The following is a 21377-nucleotide window of genomic DNA, read 5'->3' as shown; positions in this document are numbered from 1 at the left end:
AGCCCGGACGCGGCGCGGAGCCCGGACGCGGCGCGGAGCCCGGACGCGGCGCGGAGCCCGGACGCGGCGAGCGACCCGGAGCCCGAGCTGGACCCGGACGCTCCCCCCGACCCCATGGCCGCCCCCGACCCCGACGCCAAGCGCCCCGTCCCCTCCCCCCACACCCCGGAAGCCGCCTTCGACGCGCTCTGCACGCGCACCGCGCCCTCCCTCGTCCGGCAGGCGTACGCGCTGACCGGGCGCCGCGGGCTCGCCGAGGAGTCCGTCGAGCGGGCCTTCCAACTGGCATGGCAGCGTTGGCCCGAGGTCGCGATGGACCGTGATCCGGCGAGCTGGGTGCGGGCCGCGGCGCACGAGTACGCGCTGTCCCCCTGGCACCGCTTCCGCCGCTCCCACCACACGCCCGGCACCCCGCCCGCGGAGGCCGCGCAGCGTGCCGTCCTCACCGTGCTCCTGAGCCTGCCGCCCGCACGCCGCCGCACGCTCCTGCTCTACGACGGCGTCGGCCTGGACCTGCCCGAGACCGCCGCCGAGACGGAGGCGACCACGCCCACCGCGGCGTACCGCCTGCTGCACGCGCGCCGCGCCGTCGCCGAGGCCGTGCCCGACGTCGACGGCCGACCCGAACTCCTGCACCAGCACCTCGACGCCCTCGGCCGCACCGAGCGGCTGCGCCGGCCGCGCCCGGAACGCGTCCGGCTCGGCAGCGAGCGCCGCGCCCGCCTCTGGACCCGCGCCGCCATCGCGTTCACGGCCCTGATCATCGGCGCCACCGCCCTCACGGTGCGCACCGCCCCCACCCGCTACGAGCCCCCGCAGGCCCCCGGCCGGGCCATCAGCGGCGTCCCCCCGAGGATGGGCCCGGGCCCGTTGTCGTACGAGGACGAAGCCCTCCGCCAGAAGCTCCGCGCGGAACCGCACCACGGCCCGGCACGACTGCTGCCTGAACTCAGGTGAGAACCGGGCTCAGGTGACGCCCGAGCTCACGTGGCAACTGCCGCGGACGACGAAAGCGGGCCCGCACCCAGAAGGGTGCGGGCCCGCTTTCAGTAACTGAGCGCGTCAGCCTGCGAGGATCGCGCGCGCCAGCTTCGCCGTCTCGGTCGGCGTCTTGCCGACCTTGACGCCGGCGGCCTCGAGGGCCTCCTTCTTCGCGGCGGCCGTGCCGGAGGAGCCGGAGACGATGGCGCCGGCGTGGCCCATGGTCTTGCCCTCGGGCGCGGTGAAGCCCGCGACGTAACCGACGACCGGCTTCGACACGTTCTTCGCGATGAAGTCCGCGGCACGCTCCTCGGCGTCGCCGCCGATCTCACCGATCATCACGATCAGGTCGGTGTCGGGGTCGGCCTCGAACGCGGCGAGCGCGTCGATGTGCGTCGTACCGATGATGGGGTCGCCACCGATGCCGACGGCCGACGAGAAGCCGATGTCACGGAGCTCGTACATCATCTGGTACGTCAGCGTGCCGGACTTCGAGACCAGGCCGATGCGGCCCGGCTTCGTGATGTCGCCCGGGATGATGCCGGCGTTGGACTGGCCGGGGGTGATCAGACCCGGGCAGTTCGGGCCGATGATCCGCGTCTTGTTGCCCTTCGACTTCGCGTACGCCCAGAAGGCGGCGGAGTCGTGGACGGCGATGCCCTCGGTGATGACGACCGCGAGCGGGATCTCGGCGTCGATGGCCTCGACGACGGCGGCCTTGGCGAAGGCCGGCGGCACGAAGAGGACGGAGACGTTGGCGCCCGTCTTCTCCATGGCCTCGGCGACGGAGCCGAAGACCGGGATGTCGGTGCCGTCGATGTCGACGCTGGTGCCCGCCTTGCGCGGGTTCACACCGCCGACGATGTTGGTGCCGTCACCCAGCATGAGCTTGGTGTGCTTCATGCCCGTGGCACCGGTCATGCCCTGGACGATGACCTTGCTGTCCTTGTTGAGGAAGATAGCCATGGTTCTGGAGTCCTCTTCCCTTACTTCGCGGCCGCGAGCTCGGCGGCCTTGTCGGCCGCGCCGTCCATGGTGTCCACGCGCTGCACGAGCGGGTGGTTGGCGTCGGAAAGGATCTTGCGACCCAGCTCCGCGTTGTTGCCGTCGAGGCGCACGACCAGCGGCTTGGTGACCTCTTCGCCCTTGGACTTGAGGAGCTCCAGGGCCTGGACGATGCCGTTGGCGACCTCGTCGCAGGCGGTGATGCCGCCGAAGACGTTGACGAAGACGGACTTGACGTCCGGGTCGCCGAGGATGATCTCCAGGCCGTTCGCCATGACCTCGGCGGAGGCGCCGCCGCCGATGTCGAGGAAGTTGGCCGGCTTCACGTTGCCGTGGTTCTCACCGGCGTACGCGACGACGTCGAGGGTGCTCATGACGAGACCCGCGCCGTTGCCGATGATGCCGACCTCGCCGTCGAGCTTGACGTAGTTGAGGTTCTTGGCCTTGGCGGCAGCCTCGAGCGGGTTGGCTGCGTCCTTGTCCTCGAGCGCCTCGTGCTCGGGCTGGCGGAAGTCGGCGTTCTCGTCGAGCGAGACCTTGCCGTCCAGGGCCAGGATCCGGCCGTCCTTGGTCTTCACCAGCGGGTTGACCTCGACGAGGAGCGCGTCCTCGGCGACGAAGGTGTCCCACAGGGTCACCATCGCCTCGGCGACACCCTCGGCCACATCGGCCGGGAACTTCGCCTGGGCCACGATCTCGCGGGCCTTCTCGATGTTCACGCCCTCGACGGCGTTGACCGGGACCTTCGCGAGGGCCTCGGGGGTCTTCTCCGCGACCTCCTCGATGTCCATGCCGCCCTGCACCGACGCCATGGCGAGGAAGGTGCGGTTGGTGCGGTCGAGGAGGTACGAGACGTAGTACTCCGCCTCGATCTCCGGGGACAGCTCGGCGATCATCACCTTGTGGACCGTGTGGCCCTTGATGTCCATCCCGAGGATGTCCGTCGCACGAGCGACGGCCTCGTCCGGGGTCGCGGCCAGCTTCACGCCGCCGGCCTTGCCTCGGCCACCGACCTTCACCTGTGCCTTGACGACCGACTTGCCGCCAAGCCGCTCGGTGGCCTCGCGCGCCGCCTCAGGCGTGTCGATGACTTCACCGGCCAGCACCGGTACACCGTGCTTGGCGAAGAGGTCCCTCGCCTGGTACTCGAACAGGTCCACGCGCGTCCGTCCCTTTTCAGTGATCTCGCGGTTCGTTTTCTGCGTGGGCGTGCCGCGAAGGGCAACGTGACTGCGCTGTCACAAGGGAGGCGTACACGGTGACCGTGGACGCGGCATGTCCGTCTCGCAGGTTATCGCCGCGGGACGTGGGTCCCTAAATCGCAGGTCACATTTGCGCGGTGATGACTGTCACAGATCGTGTGGCGGGGGTGCGGGCCGGGGGCCTTGCCGGGGCTGTGCGGGTCACCCGGAGGCGTTCCGTCACCGGGCGGGGCGGGCTCGGGGGCGTTTCGTCACCGGGCGGGGCGGGCTCCGGGGGCGTTTCGTTTCCGGGTGGGGTGGGTCCCGGAGGCGTGCGCGCACGGGCCCGCCGCGGGGGTGGGCGACGGGCCCGTGCGTTTGCTTGCGTGATCAGCCGGTGTACGTCGGCTGGTGCGTCAGCCGGTGTACGTCGACTGGTACGCGGCGTCGTACACGGGGAGGCCGGTCGCGCCGCCGCCCGGCAGGTAGTCCGGGGTGACCGAGCCGGTCACGCCCTGGGCGCCGGAGACGGCGTTCCCGGCGAGCGAGTGGGCGTCGGCGCCGACCGTACCGGTGAGGTCGCCCGCGAAGGGCTGCACCTCGGCGAGCACGCCGCCCGCGAACGGCGACACATCGCCGACGGCGCCCTGGGCCAGGCCATCGGCGCTGCCGCCGACGCCGCCCACGACCGGCCTGACCTGGTCGGTCACCGATCCGACAAGCGGCTGCACCGCGCCGACCACGCCACCGGCGAACGGCTGCACGTCCTCGCCCACGACCGCCTGCGCGAACGGCGGCACGTCCGCGACGACGCCGCCCGCGAACGGCTGCACGTCGCCGAGCACGCCCTGCGCCAGGTAGCTCACGTCCCCGACCGCCTGCAGCGCCACGGGGACCACGCCGTCGACGGCGGTGCCCGCGACCGGCGGGAGCACGGAGTCGGAGGCGCCGTCCACGACTCCCGGCAGGTCGGCGGTGGCGCCCGTGACGGTGCCGGTGGCGGCGCCCTTGGCCGTGTCCGTGACGGTGCCGATGGTGCCGGTGGTGTTGCTGACGTCGTCGAGGTCGGGGGCGAAGGCGGAGAGGGGGCCGAAGAGGTAGTCGATCTCGGCGGTGTCCTGGATCCCCTTGGCGTCCTCGACCTTCGTGGCGTCCTTGACGGTGGTCACCCGGGACTCGGCGTCGGACACCTTGCCCTGGACGTCGCGCACGCTTCCCTGGACGTCCCGCGCGCCGGAGAGGTCGACCTTGTCCTCGACGCCGGAGACGGTGCCCCGCACGTCGGAGACGTTGTCCTGCACGCCCGGCGCGACCTTCTTGACGTCACCGACCGCGCCCGTGACGTCCTTGACGCCCTCGACGTCCTTCTTGACGTCCTTGATGTCGTCGACGACCTCAACGGTGTCGGCCGCCTGGTCGGGCACCGCGACGGAGTGCGCGGGCAGTTCGTCCGCGCTGGCCACGGCCGAGCCGAGCGCCCACGCACCGGTGACCCCGGCGGCTATGACGATGGAACGGCGAATGTTCTTGTTCATATGTACGTCGGATCCTTCGAACTGGTTCTGGCTGTGGAACCGGCCCATACGGCCGGCGGGCAGACCTGTGCCGCCCCCGCGCGCGGCAGGTCGAGCAGGGGAACAGGCCTGCCCTAGCCAGGGAATTCGAGGACGTCCCGGTGTCTCTCGCGTACCGGATCCGCACCGGCCGACGCACACGCCCCGGCCGCAAGGCGGACCTCACCACGGCCACCGAAACCGGCCGCACACTGCTCGGCGTGACGCTGCGAACTCCCGTCACCCGCCGACTGACCACTCACACAACCGCCCGGCCGACCGGGCATCGGCCCTTGCCCGCGCCCTCCGGTCCCGTGCTCACCGAACGCGGCGCCGTCCTGGACAGCGTCCCGCGCCCGCTCACCGGAGCCGTCGCCACTCGGCGGCGTCCAACCGCCGTGCGGATACGAGGAGTCGAGGCCCGGCCCGTAAGCGGCCGCACGGCCACCACGGCTGTCGCCGACGCTGCGGTCCCCGCGCCCATCCCGGTTTCTCTTGCCGTCCTTGTCACCCTTGCCTTCCCCACCGTCTTCAACGGCAGGCGGCACGGGCGTCGTTGCCCCAGCCCCACCCTCGTCACCCCGCCCGGCACCGGCACCCGGCCGGGCCGGCTCGGGCAACAGCTCCTGAGGCTCGGGCAGTACGCGACCGGCCTCGGGCAGCACCCGACGAACGTCAGGCAGCGCACGCGACCGCACGTCGGGCAACTCACCCGACCGCACCTCGTCCACCGCCCGAGCCGCCCCATCGACGACACCCCGTGCGGGACGCGCGACTCGCTCCACCACAGGCCGCGCACCGGACTTGGCGGCGGGCTCGCCCACGTCGGCCACGTCGGACTCGGCCACGTCGGACTCGGCCGCGTCCGGCGCCCGGGAGGCACCCGACGTACCGGGCACTCCCCCCACGACCGACCGCACCACATCCGTCGCCGCCGCCCCGCCGTCCGCCGCCCGCGCCCGCTCCCCGCACACGAGGCCGATGACGACAAGCCCCGCGAGCAGCACGAGCACCCGCAGCGCACGCCGCCCGGCGGCCGCGCGCACGAAGCGCGCCACCACACGAGGCTGAACGGCTGCGGAAACCACGGCGGGACGACCTTCCGTACGGAACAGAGACGAGGGCGAAGGGGGTGAAGAGAGCGACGGGAGCAACGACGACTACGGGGACGGGCACAGCACGCGGAACCTCTCGCTCCGCGTGGGCGAAGGCGTCGATACTCGCACGAAGGTCCGGCCGTCGCGCAAGCCCCCTGTTACCGATGCGTATGCATGTCCGGTATGGGCAGCGGCCTCCTCTCGATCGCCGCGGCCATCACGTCCGGGAAGAGGTCGGGCGTGCAGGCGAAGGCCGGGGCGTCCAGGGCGCCGAGCGCCGCCGCGTGCTCGCGGTCGTACGCGGGCGCCCCTTCGTCGGACAGCGCGAGCAGCGTCACGAACTGCACCCCGGACGCCTTCATCGCCGCGACCCGCTTCAGCATCTCGTTGCGGATGCCGCCTTCGTAGAGGTCGGAGATGAGGACGACCACGGTGTCCGCGGGCCGGGTGATCTGCGACTGGCAGTACGCGAGCGCCCTGTTGATGTCGGTGCCGCCGCCGAGCTGCGTACCGAACAACACGTCCACCGGGTCGTCCAGTTGATCCGTCAGGTCCACGATGTTCGTGTCGAACACGACGAGCCGCGTACTGATGGACCGCATCGAGGCGAGCACCGCGCCGAACACGGACGCGTACACGACGGACGCCGCCATCGAACCGGACTGGTCGATGCAGAGGATGACGTCCTTCTTCACGGACTGCGCGGCCCGCCCGTAGCCGATGAGCCGCTCGGGCACGATCGTCCTGTACTCCGGCAGATAGTTCTTGAGGTTGGCCGCGATGGTGCGGTTCCAGTCGATGTCGTGGTGGCGCGGCCTGCTGACGCGGGCGCTGCGGTCGAGGGCGCCGGTGAGGGTGGCGCGGGTGCGGGTCGCGAGCCGCTTCTCCAGGTCCTCGACGACCTTGCGCACGACGGCCCGCGCGGTCTCCTTCGTGGTCTCGGGCATCGCCTTGTTGAGCGAGAGCAGAGTGCCTACGAGGTGTACGTCGGCCTCGACGGCCTCCAGCATCTCGGGCTCGAGGAGCAGCGCGGACAGGCCCAGCCGGTCGATGGCGTCGCGCTGCATGACCTGCACGACGGAGGAAGGGAAGTACGTCCGGATGTCCCCGAGCCACCGCGCGACCGAAGGCGCGGACGCCCCGAGCCCTGCCGACCGCTCCCGCCCCCGCCCCTTCTTCTCACCCCCGCCATAAAGCGAGGCCAACGCCCCGTCCATGGCGGCATCCCGCCCACCCAGCACACACCCGGTCCCCTCCGCACCATCCCCCCCGAGCACCAACCGCCACCGCCGCATCCGCTCCCCCGCGGCACCATCGCCACCCGGGCCAGCGCCCTCGCCCGCGGCACCCACGCCCACAGCACCCGCGTCGACACCCGCGCTCGCCGCGATGCCCGCCTCAGCACCCGCGTCCGCCCCGACGCCCGCGCGCACCGCGGCCCGCCCGACCGCAGCACCCCCCACAGCAGGCGCGGGCCCCCTTCCGACACCGGGGGAATCCAGCCCGTCCGGCGTTTGAGGACGAGGCCCGGAGGGCCGATAAAGGGGGGAACGGGGGTGAAGCCCCCATAGTGCCTGGGGCCCAGACGAAGCACCCGAGTCCATTCCGGTCTCCGCGTCCACCATCACGCCACCCCCACAAGCCGGTTCCGACTCCGCCCGGCGCCGCCGTCCGCAGCGCCGCCCCGCCCAGCACCACCCCGCTCCTGCTCGCCGCCGAGCCCCAACAGCAGCCCCAGCACCGGAAGCGCCGCGTCCGCCCGCTCCGGGTCCAGCTCCGCCGCGAACCCGGGCGCGCCCTCGGTCATGAGCGCCGCACTCGACTGCTGCCCCGACCCCCGGCGCACCAGCTCGCCCAGGGTCCGCCGCACCCCTGGTTCATACGCGGCGAACGTCCGCCGCAGCAGCGGCAGTACGTCGACGAAGGCGTCCTCCGAAACCCCCGTCAGCCACGTGTCGACGAGCCCGAGCAGCCGCTCGTCGTGCACGAGCAGCATCCCGCCCCCGGCTCCGCCCCCGACGAACCCCTCGATCCACGCGGCGGCCTCCCCCGGCTCGGTCCCGGGTGACAGGGCAAGCCCCATGAACCGCGCGGCCTCCCCCTCGGCGAGCACCCCCTCGTCCATCAGCAGCCGAGCACACCGCCCCCGCACCACCCCGGCGACCCGCTCCCCACCGACGAGCCCCCGCAACACCCGCTGCCAGCGCCCCCGGACGCCCCCGGCGGAAGGCGACCTCACACTGTCAACGTCCCCAACTGCCCCCGCCGTTCCCACCACGACGGGCTCCCCCTCGTCCGCCGGCGCCCCAGGCCCACCCGGGCCACCCCCGTCCCCGGAGGAGGCCAGTTCCCCCAGCAACCCCACCGCCACATGCACCCCGTCCACATGCCCCCGCATGGCCGCCGCGGCGTCCGCGTCGAGTCCCGCGCACGCGGGAGGCAACCCCACGAACACCCGCTCGGCCAGCCCGAGAGCGACCTCCCCCAGCGCCCCCGTGGACGTACCCCGCACATCCCCGTACCGCAGCGACCGCACCAACGCGGGCAGTGCCTGCGCGAGATGCCCGACGTCCGCGTCGAGCGCCGCCCGGTCGGCCAGCACCCGCATCACCACGGGCAGGGCTTCCGGCAGCTCGGCCAGCAGGCACCGCTCGGCGAGCGAGGTCACGTCGGCCAGCGCCGCCGCACCCACCGCGTCCGCCTCGGCCTTGGCGGTGGCGGCGCCGAGCACCGTCGTCCCCCACACCCCGGCCTCCGCGACCCGCACCGACAGCTCGGGCTCCCACCGCAGCCGCCAGGTCTCCCGGAACGTCCCCGTGCTCCCGCGCGACTCCGCCGGCTCCCCCCAGCCGATCCCGAGCAGCCGCAGCCGGTGCAGCAGCCGACTGCGCGCCGCGTCCGTCTCCTTGCGCAGGTCCAGCTCCAACTCCCGCTCCAGTGCCTCCGGTTTGAGCCGGAGTCTGCGCTGCAGCCGGGTGAGGTCGCGCTGCAGCGGCACGGCGGGCGCCGAGTCCGGCACCTCGCCGAGCACATCTCCGACGACGAGCCGGTCGTGCACCAGGGCGAGCGGCACGTCGGAGCCCTCGCACATGACGGCCCGCACCGCGTCCATCGTCTCGGTGAGCCCCGGCAGCGGCCGCCCCCGCATCACGGCGAGCGTGTCGGCGAGGCGTACCGCCTCGATGACGTGCGCGGACGACACGAGCCGGTCCTCCTCGCGGAGCAGTCCCGCGATCTTCGTGAGCCAGCGCTCGACGGGCCGGTCGGGCGCACTGAAGAGGTGGCCGTACCAGCCGGGCGAGTCGATGCCCGCCCCGTACCCGCTGTGCCGGGACAGCCGCCGGTGCGTCCACGGCACCCACGTCATGTCGACCTTGACCTTCGGGAGCCCCTTGAGCACCGCCCGGTCGGCGGCCACGGAGACCTTTTCCCGCAGCGCGGGCACATGCCAGGCCCCGCACACCACTGCGACGCCCTCGCTCCCGAACTCACGCTGTGCCGCCCGCAGTTGGATCCGCATGTGCGCCTCGCGCACCAGATCCCGCTCGTGCCCGCCGCTGCCGTACGTCTCGCGCAGCGCCCCCATCGCCTCGCCGAGCGCCTCGAACGGCGCGAACGCGTCCCCGCTCGCGGCCCGGTGCTCGACGACGTCCTCCCACCAGCGCTCGGGGTCGTCGTACCCCGCGGCGTCGGCCAGCGCCCCCAACGGGTCGATCCGCACGGAGTCCAGGTCCGCCGCCTCTTCGGCGGGCTCACCCCCGCCGTCCGTACGCGCCCCCTCTCCCTCCTCCTCGCCGCGCGCCAGCGCATGCGCGGCCGGCAGGTCCATGAAGCGCACCGGCACCCCGCGCCGTACCGCCCACTGGATCGCCACCCACTCCGGCGAGAACTCGGCGAGCGGCCAGAACGCCGACCGGCCGGGCTCGTCCACCACATGGGCGAGCAGCGCGACCGGCGGCCGCATGTCCGCCTCGGCGGCGAGTGCGACGAGGCCGTCGGCCTCCGGCGGGCCCTCGATCAGCAGCACCCGGGGCTCCGCCGCGTCGAGCGCGGCACGCACCGCCCGCGCGGAGCCGGGCCCGTGGTGCCGCACCCCGAGCAGCAACGGCCCGCCCGCACCGGGCGCACCCGCGGACGCCACGCGCCCGCCCCCCTCCGTGGCCGTCATGCGCTCACCTCGCGGCACGCGCGGTAGAAGTCCTTCCACCCGTCGCGCTCGCGCACGACCGCTTCCAGGTACTCCTGCCAGATGACGCGGTCCGAGGCAGGGTCGCGCACGACCGCGCCGAGGATGCCCGCCGCGACGTCGCCGGGGCGCAGCACGCCATCCCCGAAGTGCGCGGCCAGGGCGAGGCCGTTGGTGACCACGGAGATCGCCTCGGCCGTGGAGAGCGTGCCGCTCGGGGACTTCACCTTCGTACGCCCGTCGGTCGTCACGCCGTCGCGCAGCTCGCGGAAGACCGTGACGACGCGGCGGATCTCGTCGATGCCCTCGGGCCCGGCCGGCAGGTCGAGGGAGCGGCCCATCTGGTCGACGCGGCGCGAGACGATGTCGACCTCGGCGTCGGCGCTCTCGGGCAGCGGCAGGACGACGGTGTTGAAGCGGCGGCGCAGCGCGCTGGAGAGGTCGTTGACGCCGCGGTCGCGGTCGTTGGCGGTGGCGATCAGGTTGAAGCCGCGGACGGCCTGCACCTCCTGGCCCAGTTCCGGTATGGGCAGGGTCTTCTCCGACAGGATCGTGATGAGGGTGTCCTGTACGTCCGCGGGGATGCGGGTCAGTTCCTCGACGCGGGCCGTCATCCCCTCGGACATGGCCCGCATCACGGGGCTCGGCACCAGCGCGTCACGGCTCGGTCCGTGCGCGAGCAACTGCGCGTAGTTCCAGCCGTACCGGATGGCTTCCTCGGGCGTGCCCGCCGTGCCCTGCACGAGGAGCGTCGAGTCGCCGCTGACGGCGGCGGCCAGGTGCTCGGACACCCAGGTCTTGGCGGTGCCGGGGACGCCGAGCAGGAGCAGGGCGCGGTCGGTGGCGAGGGTGGTGACGGCGACCTCGACGAGGCGGCGCGGTCCCACGTACTTCGGTGTGATCACGGTGCCGTCGGGCAGGGGGCCGCCAAGGAGATACGTCGCCACGGCCCACGGCGAGAGCAGCCACCGCTCGGGGCGCGGGCGGTCGTCCTGCGCGGCCAGCGCGGCGAGCTCGGCGGCGAAGGCGTCCTCGGCGTGCGGCCGCAGTGCCTGCGCGGCCTCCTCGGCTGCGACGTCGGCGGCATCGGCGCCCTCGGCGGCCGGCCCGGCGGGTCCGGCGGTCTCGACGGAAACAGACATGGTGATCCCCCTCCAGCTCGTGCATGCGCGGGCTCCGCGGCGGGGCCGCGGCGCGGGCATGCGGCAGCAACGATCAACAGCCGAAGCCGTCTTGCCGACCGGCTTGGCCGCGATGTGTTCCACCGTGCACCACGCCACTGACAATCGACCCCGGCACGGCTCTGACCTGTGTGAATGGACGGAGCGTGACCGATTGTCAGTGGCGGGACCTACCTTCGACTCATGACTCAGCAGGGGGTTCGCTGGACGGCGGACCAGGTGCTGGCACTGGCACCTGACGCGCCGTCACAGAAGGCGGGAAGCAAGCTCGGCATCGCCGGGCCGTGGTCACGAGCGGGCAGTTCGGGCGAGGGGGCCGTATGGGGACTGTGCAAGGGCAGCGGCAGCAAGCCGTATCAGACGGTGATAGACACCGCCGACGTGGCGGGACCGGCGTACAAGTGCAGTTGTCCGAGCCGCAAGTTCCCGTGCAAGCACGCGCTCGGCCTGCTGCTGCTCTGGTCCGGCGAGGAGGACGGCCGGGCGGCCGTGCCGGACGGGGAAGAGCCGCCGGACTGGGCGCGGGAGTGGCTGGCGGCGCGCCACGACAAGGCGGAGGCCAAGCGGAGTTCACCCCCGGCCGGTCCCGCGGCGGCGGGCGATCCGGACGCGGCGCGCAAGCGGGCCGAGCGCAGGGCGGAGCGGGTCACGGCGGGGGCGACGGAGCTTGAGCGGCGCCTTTCCGACCTGCTGCGCGGCGGCATGGCGGCGGCGGAGCAGGCGGGGTACGGCTTGTGGGAGGAGACGGCGGCCCGCATGGTCGACGCCCAGGCGCCCGGCTTCGCCACGCGGGTAAGGGAGTTGGGTGCCATACCGGGCTCGGGTCCCGGCTGGCCCGCCCGCCTCCTGGAGGAGTGCGCGCTGCTGCACCTGCTCACGTCGGGCTGGCTGCGCCGCGACGAACTGCCCGCCGCCCTCGCGGCGACGGTCCGTTCCCGTACAGGCCTGCCCGCCTCGGCGCAGGGCCGGCCGCTCCGGGACACCTGGCAGGTCCTCGCGCAGTACGACACGGCGGACAACAAGCTGACCACGCGCCGGATATGGCTGCACGGCGAGCGCTCCGGCCACACGGCCCTGCTCCTGTCGTACGGGGCGGCGGGCCGCGCCCCCGCCCTTGCCCTGCCGGTCGGCCTCGCCCTGGACGCCGAGTTGCTCCCGCACGCCGCGGACCCGGCGTCCCGGCAGCTCCGCGCGGACCTGGGCGAGCAGTTCACGGCACCGTGCCCCACCACGGGCCACCCTCCGGGGATACCCCCGGCCGAGGCGGCCGTCCGCTACGGCGAGGCGCTGCGCGACGACCCCTGGCTCGAGTCCTGGCCGGTCACCCTCGGCCGGGTCGTCCCGGTCCCGAACGGCGACACGGGCTGGCAACTGGCCGACCCGGACAGCGATCTGGCCCTGCCCATCGCCTCGCCCGCCGCGACCCGATCCGGGCTGTGGCGCCTCGTGGCCCTCTCCGGAGGAGCGCCGCTCACGGTCTTCGGAGAGTGCGGCCACCGCGGCTTCACACCACTGGCGGCCTGGCCGTACGACGGCGCCGAGACGGTACGGCTGTGAGGGTCCGCGCAGCACAAGAACAGGCAGCACAAGAACAGACGGCCCGCGAGGCACTGGCAAAGGAAGGAGGAGAGATGACCGCACCCACCACCGCCCCAACGAAGACAGCCGCACCCACCGCCGCCCACACCGAGGCGGCGAAGGCAGCCGGGCGGCACGCCCGCACCTCCTGGGAGGAGTTGGTCACGGCGGCGCTCCTGGGCACGGACCGGCGCACCCCGCCGGTGACCGCCCCCGGCAGGGACGCCCCGGCGGCCCTCCTGGACGCCGCCGCCGTACAGACCGTGCGCCGCCGGGCGGGCCTGCGCGCCGCCCCCGCGGCCGGGCGCCCCGAGCCCGCCTCCCAGGACCCCCGTCCCGTCGTCCCGGCGGCGGCCCGGCGCAGGCTCGCGACGCTGCTCGCCGACCACACGGGCACGGCCGGCGGAGGCCGCCGCGGCACCGCCCCCGACCTGGTGGAACTGCTGCCCCAGTGGCTGGCCATGGCCAACGAGCGAGGCTTCGCCCCGCCCCCGGAGCTGCTCCCCGCCCTCCTGAACGCGGCCCGCGGACGCACCGACCTGCGCCCCCAGGCCCTGGCCTTCGCGGGACCGCGCGCCCAGTGGCTGGCCCGGCTCAACCCGGACTGGAAGTTCGCACTGCGCGCAGCACCCGGACGCGCCGCCCCGCCCGGACCGCAGGAGGAAGGGGCCATCCAACGCCGCTGGCAGGAGGGCCTGTTCGCGGAACGCGTCGCGCTCCTCGCCTCACTGCGGGCCCACACCCCGGACACCGCGCGGGAGTTGCTGTCCGACACGTGGGCGACCGAGCGCGCCGAGGACCGGCTGATGTTTCTGGACTCGCTGCGTACGGGGCTGCGACCGGCCGACGAGCCGTTCCTGGAGCAGGCGCTCGGCGACCGCAGCCGCAACGTCCGCGCCACCGCCGCCGAGCTGCTCTCCTCGCTGCCGGACTCGGCGCTCGCCGCCCGCATGGCGGATCGCGCCGCCTCCTGCGTGGCCCTGGACCGCACCGCGCCCTCTCCCGCGCTCACCGTGGAGGCACCGCACGAGTGCGACGCGGGCATGGAGCGGGACGGCGTCGCGCCGAAACCGCCCGCCGGGCGGGGCGAACGCTCCTGGTGGCTCGGCCAGTTGGTGGAGGCCGCTCCCCTGGCGTCCTGGCAGGGGAGGCTCGGCGACCGCTCCCCGGCCGACATCGTGGCGCTGCCCGTGGCCGACGACTGGCGCGCCGAGCTGCACGCCGCATGGTGCCGTGCCGCCGTGCGGCAGCGGGACGCGAGTTGGTCGAGGGCGCTGCTCGGCCCGCCCGCGTCGCCCGACGCGGCGGGCCCGGGGGCGGTGTCCCTGGCCGAGCGCGCCAAGCTCCTCACCACGCTGCCCGCGACCGAACGGGCCGAGTGGGTCGCGGGGTTCATCGACGCGCACGGCCTGTCGGAGGCGTTCCAGTTGCTCGGGGTGTGCGCGGTGCCGTGGGCGCCCGCGCTGGGCCGCGCGGTGGTGGACGCGCTGAACATCGCCCGTGACGCGGGCAGCTACCCGTGGAGCTTCAGCGGTGTGATGGGCCTGGCGGAGCGCTGCCTGGACCCGGCGGAGGCGGTGCGCCTGGAGGCCCTGACGGCCGTGCCCGACGAGCCCGAGGACGCGTCCCCCGGAGCGGGCGGCTACTGGTCGGAGGCGTTCCAGCGCCTCGTCAGCACGTTGCGCCTGCGCGCGGCGATGCGCGAGGAACTGGGCGGTTGAGACGTGGGGCCGGGGAATGGCCGCGTGTCGCGGGGGAGCGCACGGCAAAGCCACCCCGGCCCCACGGCAACACCAGCCGCACCAGCCGCACCAGCCGCACCAGCCGCACCAGCCGCACCAGCGTCAACGCCGTCGCGGTGCCCGAAGTCCCGTCCCCGGGACAAACGGCGGGCCCCGGCGCCCACGGGATCCACGCCCGCAGGGCCGGGGCCCACCCCGCACCACAAGAACCGCGAAGGCCTACGCCTCGGTGGGATGCCGCACGTTCTCCCGTACCCACTCCACGATGGCCGTGGTCGTCGCCCCGGGCGTGAAGATCGCCGCGACACCCTTCTCCTTCAGGAGCGGGATGTCCTCCTCGGGGATGATCCCGCCGCCGAAGACCTTGATGTCCTCCGCGTCGCGCTCCTTGAGCAGCTCGATGACGCGGGCGAAGAGGGTGTTGTGCGCGCCGGACAGGATGGACAGGCCGATCGCGTCGGCGTCCTCCTGGATCGCCGTGTCGACGACCTGCTCCGGCGTCTGGTGCAGGCCGGTGTAGATGACCTCCATGCCGGCGTCGCGCAGCGCCCGCGCGATCACCTTGGCCCCGCGATCGTGGCCGTCGAGCCCCGGTTTGGCGACCACCACGCGGATCGGACCGGCTGCCACACCCATCACTGCCTCCATGTACAGAAAGCCGTCTGCGGAATCCAGGGAGCTCCGGGAGACCCGGGAGATCCACGAATTCCGCCCGTGCAAGGAAACCCCGCTGTCCCGGCACGGACACCCCGCGCCGCACCGGCCGGGCAGGTGAACGAACGTTATCTCCAGCATCGCGCAGCCCGCCGTTTCGTGGTGGAGAGCGAGGGGGAAATCACACGGTGGGACACGTTCGCTGCGCGCCGCTCCCGTTTCAGCCGGCAATCGGGCCGGATCCGCCCGGGCACACGGGCCGCATCCCACCCGCCGCCGGGCCGCGTCGGGGGCCGCGCGAGGGGAGCCGCTTGCGAGGTCACCGCACCACCGCGCCGGCAGCCGCACGGCGCGGTGGTGCGGTGCGTCGCCCAGGAGCACGCCGCCATTGGCGCGCCGCACTGCGGGAAGGGCACGCCTCACCTGCGGCTTCCCATTGATGAGGTACACGGGGGACAGAGCTGTCTTCCGCGTGCCGACCGGGAGGTCGACATGACGCTCACGAGGGTCCAGCCCTTTCGCCGCTGCAGCTCCTTGCTCCCCGCCACGCTGGCGGGGCTCCCGCTCGCGCTGCTGAAGGCGACCGCGCTCGAACTCGCGATCCTCGCCGGGCACCTCCTGCTGTATCCATCGGGCATCACGCAGGAGCGCAGGACGGCTCCCCCACCACCACCGCCGGACGCCCCGCGCCTGCCCGCGCAGGACAAGCCCCCGGTGCTGCTCCTGCACGGCTTCATCGACAACCGCTCGGTGTTCGTGCTGCTGCGCCGCAACCTCGCCCAGCACGGCAGGCAGCACCTGGAGTCCCTCAACTACTCACCACTGACCTGCGACATCCGTACGGCCGCCGAGCTGCTCGGCCGCCACATAGAGGAGATATGCGAGCGCACGGGCCACGCCCGGGTCGACATAGTGGGCCACAGCCTCGGCGGACTCATCGCCCGCTATTACGCGCAGCGCCTCGGCGGGGACGTACGCGTACGCACCCTCGTCACCCTCGGCACGCCGCACTCGGGCACCCGCGTGGCGCCGCTCGCGGACGCCCATCCGATCGTGCGCCAGATGCGGCCCGGTTCGGACGTGGTGGAGGAGCTGCGCCGGCCCGCGCCGGGCTGTCGTACGCAGTTCGTGAGCTTCTGGAGCGAGCTGGACCAGATCATGGACCCGGTGGAGACGGCCTGCGTCGACCACCCCGACCTGATCGCGCAGAACGTGCGCGTGTCCGGGATCGGCCATCTCGCCCTGCCCGTGCACCCCGCGGTCGCGGCGGCGATCCGCCAGGCCCTGGACCTCGCCGAGCCGGGCGTGGACACGGCCGCACCCACCGGAGGGCTGACGGTGGCCTGACGGAGTCGCCTCCCAATCCGGGCCAGAGGGTGCTGAGTTAGACATTCCAGCCCGAATTGGCAACCCGCCGGCCCGTGTTTCCGCCCCCACCGACGCCCGATTCCGCTTCCCGCACTCGAACGCATCTCGAACGCAGAGCCAAAGCTGTGCCCGGGGACCGCCGAAAGACGGCCGAATGCCCGTTTCCTGCGAACGGGAAACCTGGGGAAGATTGTCGCGCCCGCATACCGCCGGGTACAGTCGCGGCACTGCTCTGCCAGCCCATGCTGTCGAGGCGAAAGAGAAGTTGGTGAACGACCGTCACCCGCCGGAGCCCCCCACTCCGGCCCCGGCACCCGACGCCGACTACGCGCACTATGGGTCATACGCCCAGCAGAGCGCGCAGCACGTCGACCACACCGGGTACGACGGTTTCGACGGATATTCCACCGGCACTTTCACCGCCACCGGTTTCAACGCCCCGGGCGGCTATGACGCAACGGGCGGCTACGACACTTCCGGTTCCGGTTTCGCCGTGCCCGCCACGGGCTTCGCCGTGGACCCGCTCTTCGGCGACATGCCGGACGGCGGCCACGACACCGGCCAGTGGTCCACGACCGGCCCGCAGCAGACCCTCACGTACGACGCGTATGCCGCGCAGCCCGGTTACGACACGGGCAGCCACGACACCACGGCCGCGTGGGGCGGCGGGTATCAGCCGCTCGCGGACATCCCGTCCCAGCCGGGCCCCGACTCCACCGCCACCTGGGACGCCACCGCCTGGAACGAGGCACCGGCGACGGGCCAGTGGGCCACCCAGGTCTTCGAGACCGGCGCGTACGACGCCACCGCGTGGAACTCCGGCGGCCACGAGATGTACGACAGCCGGCAGCACGACCCGTACGAGGCGCCCCAGCAGCACGACGCCTATGAGGCCCCGCAGCAGCACGACGCGTACGAGCGCGACACCGCGTACGACACCCAGGACGGCTACGCCGCGCAGGAGTCGTACAGCGCGGAGGGCTACGACACCGGCTCGTACGACACCGTCGACGCCACGCACGCGTTCGCGCCCGACGAGGTGCCCGCCGACGCGCTCGGCGGCAGCGAACCGGGCACCGACCAGGCCGACCACGCGGACCACGCAGACGTCGCGGGGCACCCGGAGGTCGCCCCGGCCGACCGCGCCGACCGCCCTGAGCGCTCCCGCTCCTCCCGGTCGGCCGCGCCCCGCGGGCGCTCCCGCTCCCGCCGCTCCCCCGCCAAGCGTTCGGCGCTGTTCACCGTCGCCGTGCCGTCGGCGTGCGTGATGGGCGTCGCCGGTGTGGCCGCGGCGTCCGTGGGCGACTTCGGCGGGGGCGACGACGGCAAGGACGCGCAGGCGTCCGCGCCGGACCCGGCGACCGTGAAGCCGTCCGCCGCCAACAACAAGCTCGACACCCAGTTGGCCAACCTGTCCGCGGACGCGGGCGACTTCGCGGACCGCGCGAGCCGCACGCAGGAGCGCATCGACCTCAAGGCGCAGAAGGAGGCGGCGCACAAGAAGGCCGTCGCCGACGCCGCGCGCAAGGAGCGGCTGCGGCCGAAGTTCGCGCTGCCGGTCGCGCAGCGCGGGCTGAGCGCCTACTACGGGCAGGCGGGCATCAACTGGATGTCCGTGCACTCCGGGATCGACTTCCCGGTGTCGTACGGCACGGAGGTCAAGGCCGCGACCGACGGCACGGTCTCCACGAAGTACAACAGTGCCTACGGGAACATGGCGATAGTGACCGCCAAGGACGGCACGGAGACGTGGTACTGCCACCTCTCTACACACAAGATCGCCAGCGGTCCCGTGAAGGCGGGCGACACGATCGCCTTCTCCGGGAACTCCGGCAACTCCACAGGACCGCACCTGCACTTCGAGGTCCGGCCCGGCGGCGGCTCCGCGATCGACCCGCTGTCGTGGCTGCGCAGCCACGGGCTCGACCCGACGTAAGGCACCCGGGACAGCGGGGTGCAACTCCAGCCCCCGTCGCTGGAGTTGCACCTGGAAGAGTGTCTCCCGTGACCCCGGGTGAGGGCTACAGCTTTTCCACCGGCGCGTACCGCAGCAGCAGCCGCTTCGGCTTCTCCCCGCCGAAGTCCACCGACGCCTCGGCGTTCGCCCCCGAACCCTTCACGTTGACCACCGTGCCGAGGCCGAACTGGTCGTGCGTGACGCGGTCGCCGACCGCCAGCGAGACCACCGGCTTCTCCGACGCGCGGCGCGTGGCGAAGCCCTGCGCGCCGCCCGCGCGGGAGCGCGACGACGACAGCGAGGAGGCGACCGAGGCGGCGGGCCCGGACGCCGCGGGCGCGCCCATGGAGCCCGTCCGCTTCCAGTCCAGGTGGGCCTCCGGGATCTCCTCCAGGAAGCGCGACGGCGGGTTGTACGACGGCTGGCCCCAGGCGCTGCGCAGGGAGGACCGCGTCAGATACAGCCGCTCCCGCGCGCGCGTGATGCCGACGTACGCCAGGCGGCGCTCCTCCTCCAGCTCCTTGACCTGGCCGAGGGCGCGCATGTGCGGGAACACGCCGTCCTCCATGCCGGTGAGGAACACGACGGGGAACTCGAGGCCCTTGGCGGTGTGCAGCGTCATGAGCGTGATGACTCCGGAGCCGTCGTCCTCCTCGTCGGGGATCTGGTCGGAGTCGGCGACGAGGGCGACGCGCTCCAGGAAGTCGGAGAGCGATCCGGCGGGAGCGGCACCCTCCGGGGCTTCCGGGGCCTCCAGGGCGGGAGCGGCATCCTCCGGGGCGGGAGCGGCGCCCTCCGGGGCTTCCCCTGGCGGTTCCGCTGCGGTCTCCGCCGGGGTCTCCGCGCCCTCTGCGGGGGCGTTGTCCTGCTCGAACTCCAGGGCCACGGCGGCCAGTTCCTGGAGGTTCTCGATGCGCGTCTCGTCCTGCGGGTCGGTGGAGGACTGCAGCTCCGCGAGATAGCCGGTCCGCTCCAGGACGGCTTCGAGGACGACGGCCGGGCCCGCGCCGGACTCGACGACGGTGCGCAGCTCCTCCATGAGCGTGTTGAACCGCCTCACGGCGTTCACCGAGCGGGACGCCATTCCGTACGCCTCGTCGACGCGGCGCAGCGCCTGCGGGAAGGAGATCTTCTCGCGCTGGGAGAGCGCGTCGATCATCGCTTCCGCGCGGTCGCCGATGCCTCTCTTCGGTACGTTCAGGATGCGGCGCAGCGGTACGGAGTCCTCGGGGTTGGCGAGGACCCGCAGATACGCGAGGACGTCGCGGACTTCCTTGCGCTCGTAGAAACGGACGCCGCCGACGACCTTGTAGGGCAGGCCGACGCGGATGAAGATCTCTTCGAAGACACGGGACTGCGCGTTCGTGCGGTAGAAGATCGCCACGTCGCCGGCCTTGGCGTCGCCCGCGTCGGTGAGGCGGTCGATCTCGTCGGCGACGAACTGGGCCTCGTCGTGCTCGGTGTCCGCCACGTAGCCGGTGATGCGGGCGCCCGCGCCCGCGTTGGTCCACAGGTTCTTGGGGCGGCGGCTCTCGTTGCGCTCGATGACCGCGTTGGCGGCGGTGAGGATCGTCTGCGTGGAGCGGTAGTTCTGCTCCAGGAGGATCGTCGTCGCGTTCGGGTAGTCCTCCTCGAACTGGAGGATGTTGCGGATCGTGGCGCCGCGGAAGGCGTAGATGGACTGGTCGGCGTCACCGACGACACACAGCTCGCCCGGCTCCTGATCCTCTCCGGAGGGGCCCACCAGCTCGCGCACGAGGGCGTACTGCGCGTGGTTGGTGTCCTGGTACTCGTCGACCATCACGTGCCGGAAACGGCGGCGGTAGTGCTCGGCGACGTCCGGGAAGGCGCGCAGGAGGTGGACCGTCGTCATGATCAGGTCGTCGAAGTCGAGGGCGTTGGCCTCGCGGAGGCGCGACTGGTACATCGCGTACGCCTGGGCGAGGGTCTTCTCGAAGCCGTCGGCGGCCTGGGCGGCGAAGTCCTCCTCGTCGATCAGCTCGTTCTTCAGGTTCGAGATCTTGGCGCTGAAGGACTTCGGCGGGAACTTCTTCGGGTCCAGGTCGAGATCGCGGCAGACCAGGGCCATCAGGCGCTTGGAGTCGGCGGCGTCGTAGATCGAGAAGGAGGACGTGAAGCCCAGCTTCTTGTACTCACGGCGCAGGATGCGCACGCACGCGCTGTGGAACGTCGACACCCACATCGCGCCCGCGCGCGGGCCGACGAGGTGCTCGACGCGCTCCTTCATCTCGCCCGCGGCCTTGTTCGTGAACGTGATCGCGAGGATCTGGCCGGGGTGCGCGCCGCGCTCCGCGAGGAGGTACGCGATGCGGTGGGTGAGCACGCGCGTCTTGCCGGAGCCCGCGCCGGCCACGATGAGCAGCGGGGAGCCCGCGTGCACCACGGCCGCGCGCTGGTTCTCGTTCAGCCCGTCGAGCAGTGCCGCCGGGTCGATCGCGGGGCGGGGGGCGCCGTCCCTGTAGTACGCGTCCCGGGGTGCGGGCGCGTCGAACTTCCCTTGGAACAAGTCGTCCGGAATGGGCTCCGGAGCGCTGTCCTCGGGCGGCGGCGGGGGTTCTTCCTCGTGGCCCTGCGTGGGCTTGAGGTCCGCCAGGAAGCTGTCGTCAAAGAGGCTGCTCATCGCCTCCCGAGTCTAGGCGGCCCCACTGACAACCCGCCCCGGGTTCCGGTAGGCGGTCTTGGTTCCGGCCACACTCCGGGCCCGCCGCGGTCCGGTCGCGCTCCGGTCGCGCTCGGGTCGCGCTCCGGGCCCCTGCGCTGCGCGCCCGGCGCATCACGCTGCGCCACGGCCGAGGCGGCCTGCGTCAGGGCGGCGCCAAGGGGTTCGTAAAGTCACGAAAATGTATCGGGCATATCGAACATCAACCTTCCCT

The 21377-nt window shown here is 72.9% G+C and carries 14 protein-coding genes; 5 read left to right on the top strand and 9 right to left on the bottom strand.

The annotated features are described in order from the left end of the window. Positions 1-957 (top strand): SigE family RNA polymerase sigma factor (locus IEY91_RS30350; RefSeq protein ID WP_229697305.1); only part of this gene is annotated, 957 nt, incomplete at its 5' end. A gap of 105 nt (positions 958-1062) precedes the next feature. On the opposite strand, the gene sucD is transcribed toward IEY91_RS30350, so the two are convergent. The 7 genes from sucD to IEY91_RS30315 form a co-directional block, all read right to left on the bottom strand. Continuing rightward, positions 1063-1947: a succinate--CoA ligase subunit alpha gene (sucD, locus tag IEY91_RS30345; RefSeq protein WP_164321567.1), complete on the bottom strand. Its 885-nt coding sequence runs from the start codon at positions 1945-1947 to the stop codon at positions 1063-1065. A 20-nt stretch (positions 1948-1967) separates the two neighbouring features. Next, on the bottom strand, positions 1968-3146 hold the full coding sequence (gene sucC / locus IEY91_RS30340) for an ADP-forming succinate--CoA ligase subunit beta (protein ID WP_189176382.1): 1179 nt from the start codon (positions 3144-3146) through the stop codon (positions 1968-1970). Positions 3147-3583: 437 nt separating this feature from the next. Then, the gene (locus IEY91_RS30335; protein WP_189176381.1) at positions 3584-4702 is read right to left on the bottom strand and encodes a hypothetical protein; all 1119 of its coding nucleotides are present in this window, start codon (positions 4700-4702) and stop codon (positions 3584-3586) included. Positions 4703-4815: 113 nt separating this feature from the next. Next, complete coding sequence (locus IEY91_RS30330; protein WP_189176380.1) at positions 4816-5778, bottom strand: hypothetical protein; 963 nt, start codon at positions 5776-5778, stop codon at positions 4816-4818. A 197-nt stretch (positions 5779-5975) separates the two neighbouring features. Further along, positions 5976-7112 carry a vWA domain-containing protein gene (locus IEY91_RS30325; RefSeq protein ID WP_164328266.1) on the bottom strand — a complete coding sequence of 379 codons (1137 nt, stop codon included), beginning with the start codon at positions 7110-7112 and terminating at the stop codon, positions 5976-5978. A gap of 329 nt (positions 7113-7441) precedes the next feature. Next, positions 7442-9985 carry a DUF5682 family protein gene (locus IEY91_RS30320; protein ID WP_189176379.1) on the bottom strand — a complete coding sequence of 848 codons (2544 nt, stop codon included), beginning with the start codon at positions 9983-9985 and terminating at the stop codon, positions 7442-7444. Further along, positions 9982-11145 carry an ATP-binding protein gene (locus IEY91_RS30315; protein WP_229697304.1) on the bottom strand — a complete coding sequence of 388 codons (1164 nt, stop codon included), beginning with the start codon at positions 11143-11145 and terminating at the stop codon, positions 9982-9984. The genes IEY91_RS30320 and IEY91_RS30315 overlap by 4 nt, the downstream gene beginning before the upstream one ends. A gap of 222 nt (positions 11146-11367) precedes the next feature. Here IEY91_RS30315 and IEY91_RS30310 point away from each other — a divergent pair, with 222 nt between their 5' ends. Beyond that, positions 11368-12741 (top strand): SWIM zinc finger family protein, encoded by a 1374-nt coding sequence (locus IEY91_RS30310; RefSeq protein ID WP_189176378.1) that lies wholly within the window; start codon positions 11368-11370, stop codon positions 12739-12741. Between the two features lie 74 nt (positions 12742-12815). Continuing rightward, the gene (locus IEY91_RS30305; RefSeq protein WP_229697303.1) at positions 12816-14483 is read left to right on the top strand and encodes a DUF5691 domain-containing protein; all 1668 of its coding nucleotides are present in this window, start codon (positions 12816-12818) and stop codon (positions 14481-14483) included. Positions 14484-14723: 240 nt separating this feature from the next. Here IEY91_RS30305 and icmB read toward each other — a convergent pair whose 3' ends face one another. Continuing rightward, positions 14724-15140 (bottom strand): coenzyme B12-dependent isobutyryl CoA mutase small subunit, encoded by a 417-nt coding sequence (icmB, locus tag IEY91_RS30300; protein ID WP_164321577.1) that lies wholly within the window; start codon positions 15138-15140, stop codon positions 14724-14726. A 510-nt stretch (positions 15141-15650) separates the two neighbouring features. Here icmB and IEY91_RS30295 point away from each other — a divergent pair. Together IEY91_RS30295 and IEY91_RS30290 are read left to right on the top strand one after the other, a co-directional pair. Then, complete coding sequence (locus tag IEY91_RS30295) at positions 15651-16505, top strand: esterase/lipase family protein (protein WP_189176377.1); 855 nt, start codon at positions 15651-15653, stop codon at positions 16503-16505. A gap of 289 nt (positions 16506-16794) precedes the next feature. Further along, entirely contained in the window at positions 16795-18462 is a 1668-nt protein-coding gene (locus IEY91_RS30290; protein ID WP_189176376.1) for a M23 family metallopeptidase, read from the top strand. Positions 18463-18547: 85 nt separating this feature from the next. On the opposite strand, the gene IEY91_RS30285 is transcribed toward IEY91_RS30290, so the two are convergent. Continuing rightward, on the bottom strand, positions 18548-21124 hold the full coding sequence (locus IEY91_RS30285; RefSeq protein ID WP_189176375.1) for an ATP-dependent DNA helicase: 2577 nt from the start codon (positions 21122-21124) through the stop codon (positions 18548-18550). Positions 21125-21377: the final 253 nt, after the last annotated feature.

Origin of the sequence: Streptomyces lasiicapitis (genome assembly GCF_014646335.1) — a bacterium.
GTDB lineage: Bacteria > Actinomycetota > Actinomycetes > Streptomycetales > Streptomycetaceae > Streptomyces > Streptomyces lasiicapitis.
Note: the sequence above shows the minus strand (reverse complement) of the source record. Positions and strands in the feature narration are given on the sequence as shown.

Bases quoted from the DNA above. Each gene is read 5' to 3' on its own strand.
- sucD (WP_164321567.1), bottom strand. From the start codon at position 1,947: ATGGCTATCTTCCTCAACAAGGACAGCAAGGTCATCGTCCAGGGCATG.
- IEY91_RS30335 (WP_189176381.1), bottom strand. From the start codon at position 4,702: ATGAACAAGAACATTCGCCGTTCCATCGTCATAGCCGCCGGGGTCACC.
- IEY91_RS30325 (WP_164328266.1), bottom strand. From the start codon at position 7,112: ATGCGGCGGTGGCGGTTGGTGCTCGGGGGGGATGGTGCGGAGGGGACC.
- IEY91_RS30320 (WP_189176379.1), bottom strand. From the start codon at position 9,985: ATGACGGCCACGGAGGGGGGCGGGCGCGTGGCGTCCGCGGGTGCGCCC.
- IEY91_RS30315 (WP_229697304.1), bottom strand. From the start codon at position 11,145: ATGTCTGTTTCCGTCGAGACCGCCGGACCCGCCGGGCCGGCCGCCGAG.
- IEY91_RS30310 (WP_189176378.1), top strand. From the start codon at position 11,368: ATGACTCAGCAGGGGGTTCGCTGGACGGCGGACCAGGTGCTGGCACTG.
- IEY91_RS30305 (WP_229697303.1), top strand. From the start codon at position 12,816: ATGACCGCACCCACCACCGCCCCAACGAAGACAGCCGCACCCACCGCC.
- icmB (WP_164321577.1), bottom strand. From the start codon at position 15,140: ATGGGTGTGGCAGCCGGTCCGATCCGCGTGGTGGTCGCCAAACCGGGG.
- IEY91_RS30295 (WP_189176377.1), top strand. From the start codon at position 15,651: ATGACGCTCACGAGGGTCCAGCCCTTTCGCCGCTGCAGCTCCTTGCTC.
- IEY91_RS30285 (WP_189176375.1), bottom strand. From the start codon at position 21,124: ATGAGCAGCCTCTTTGACGACAGCTTCCTGGCGGACCTCAAGCCCACG.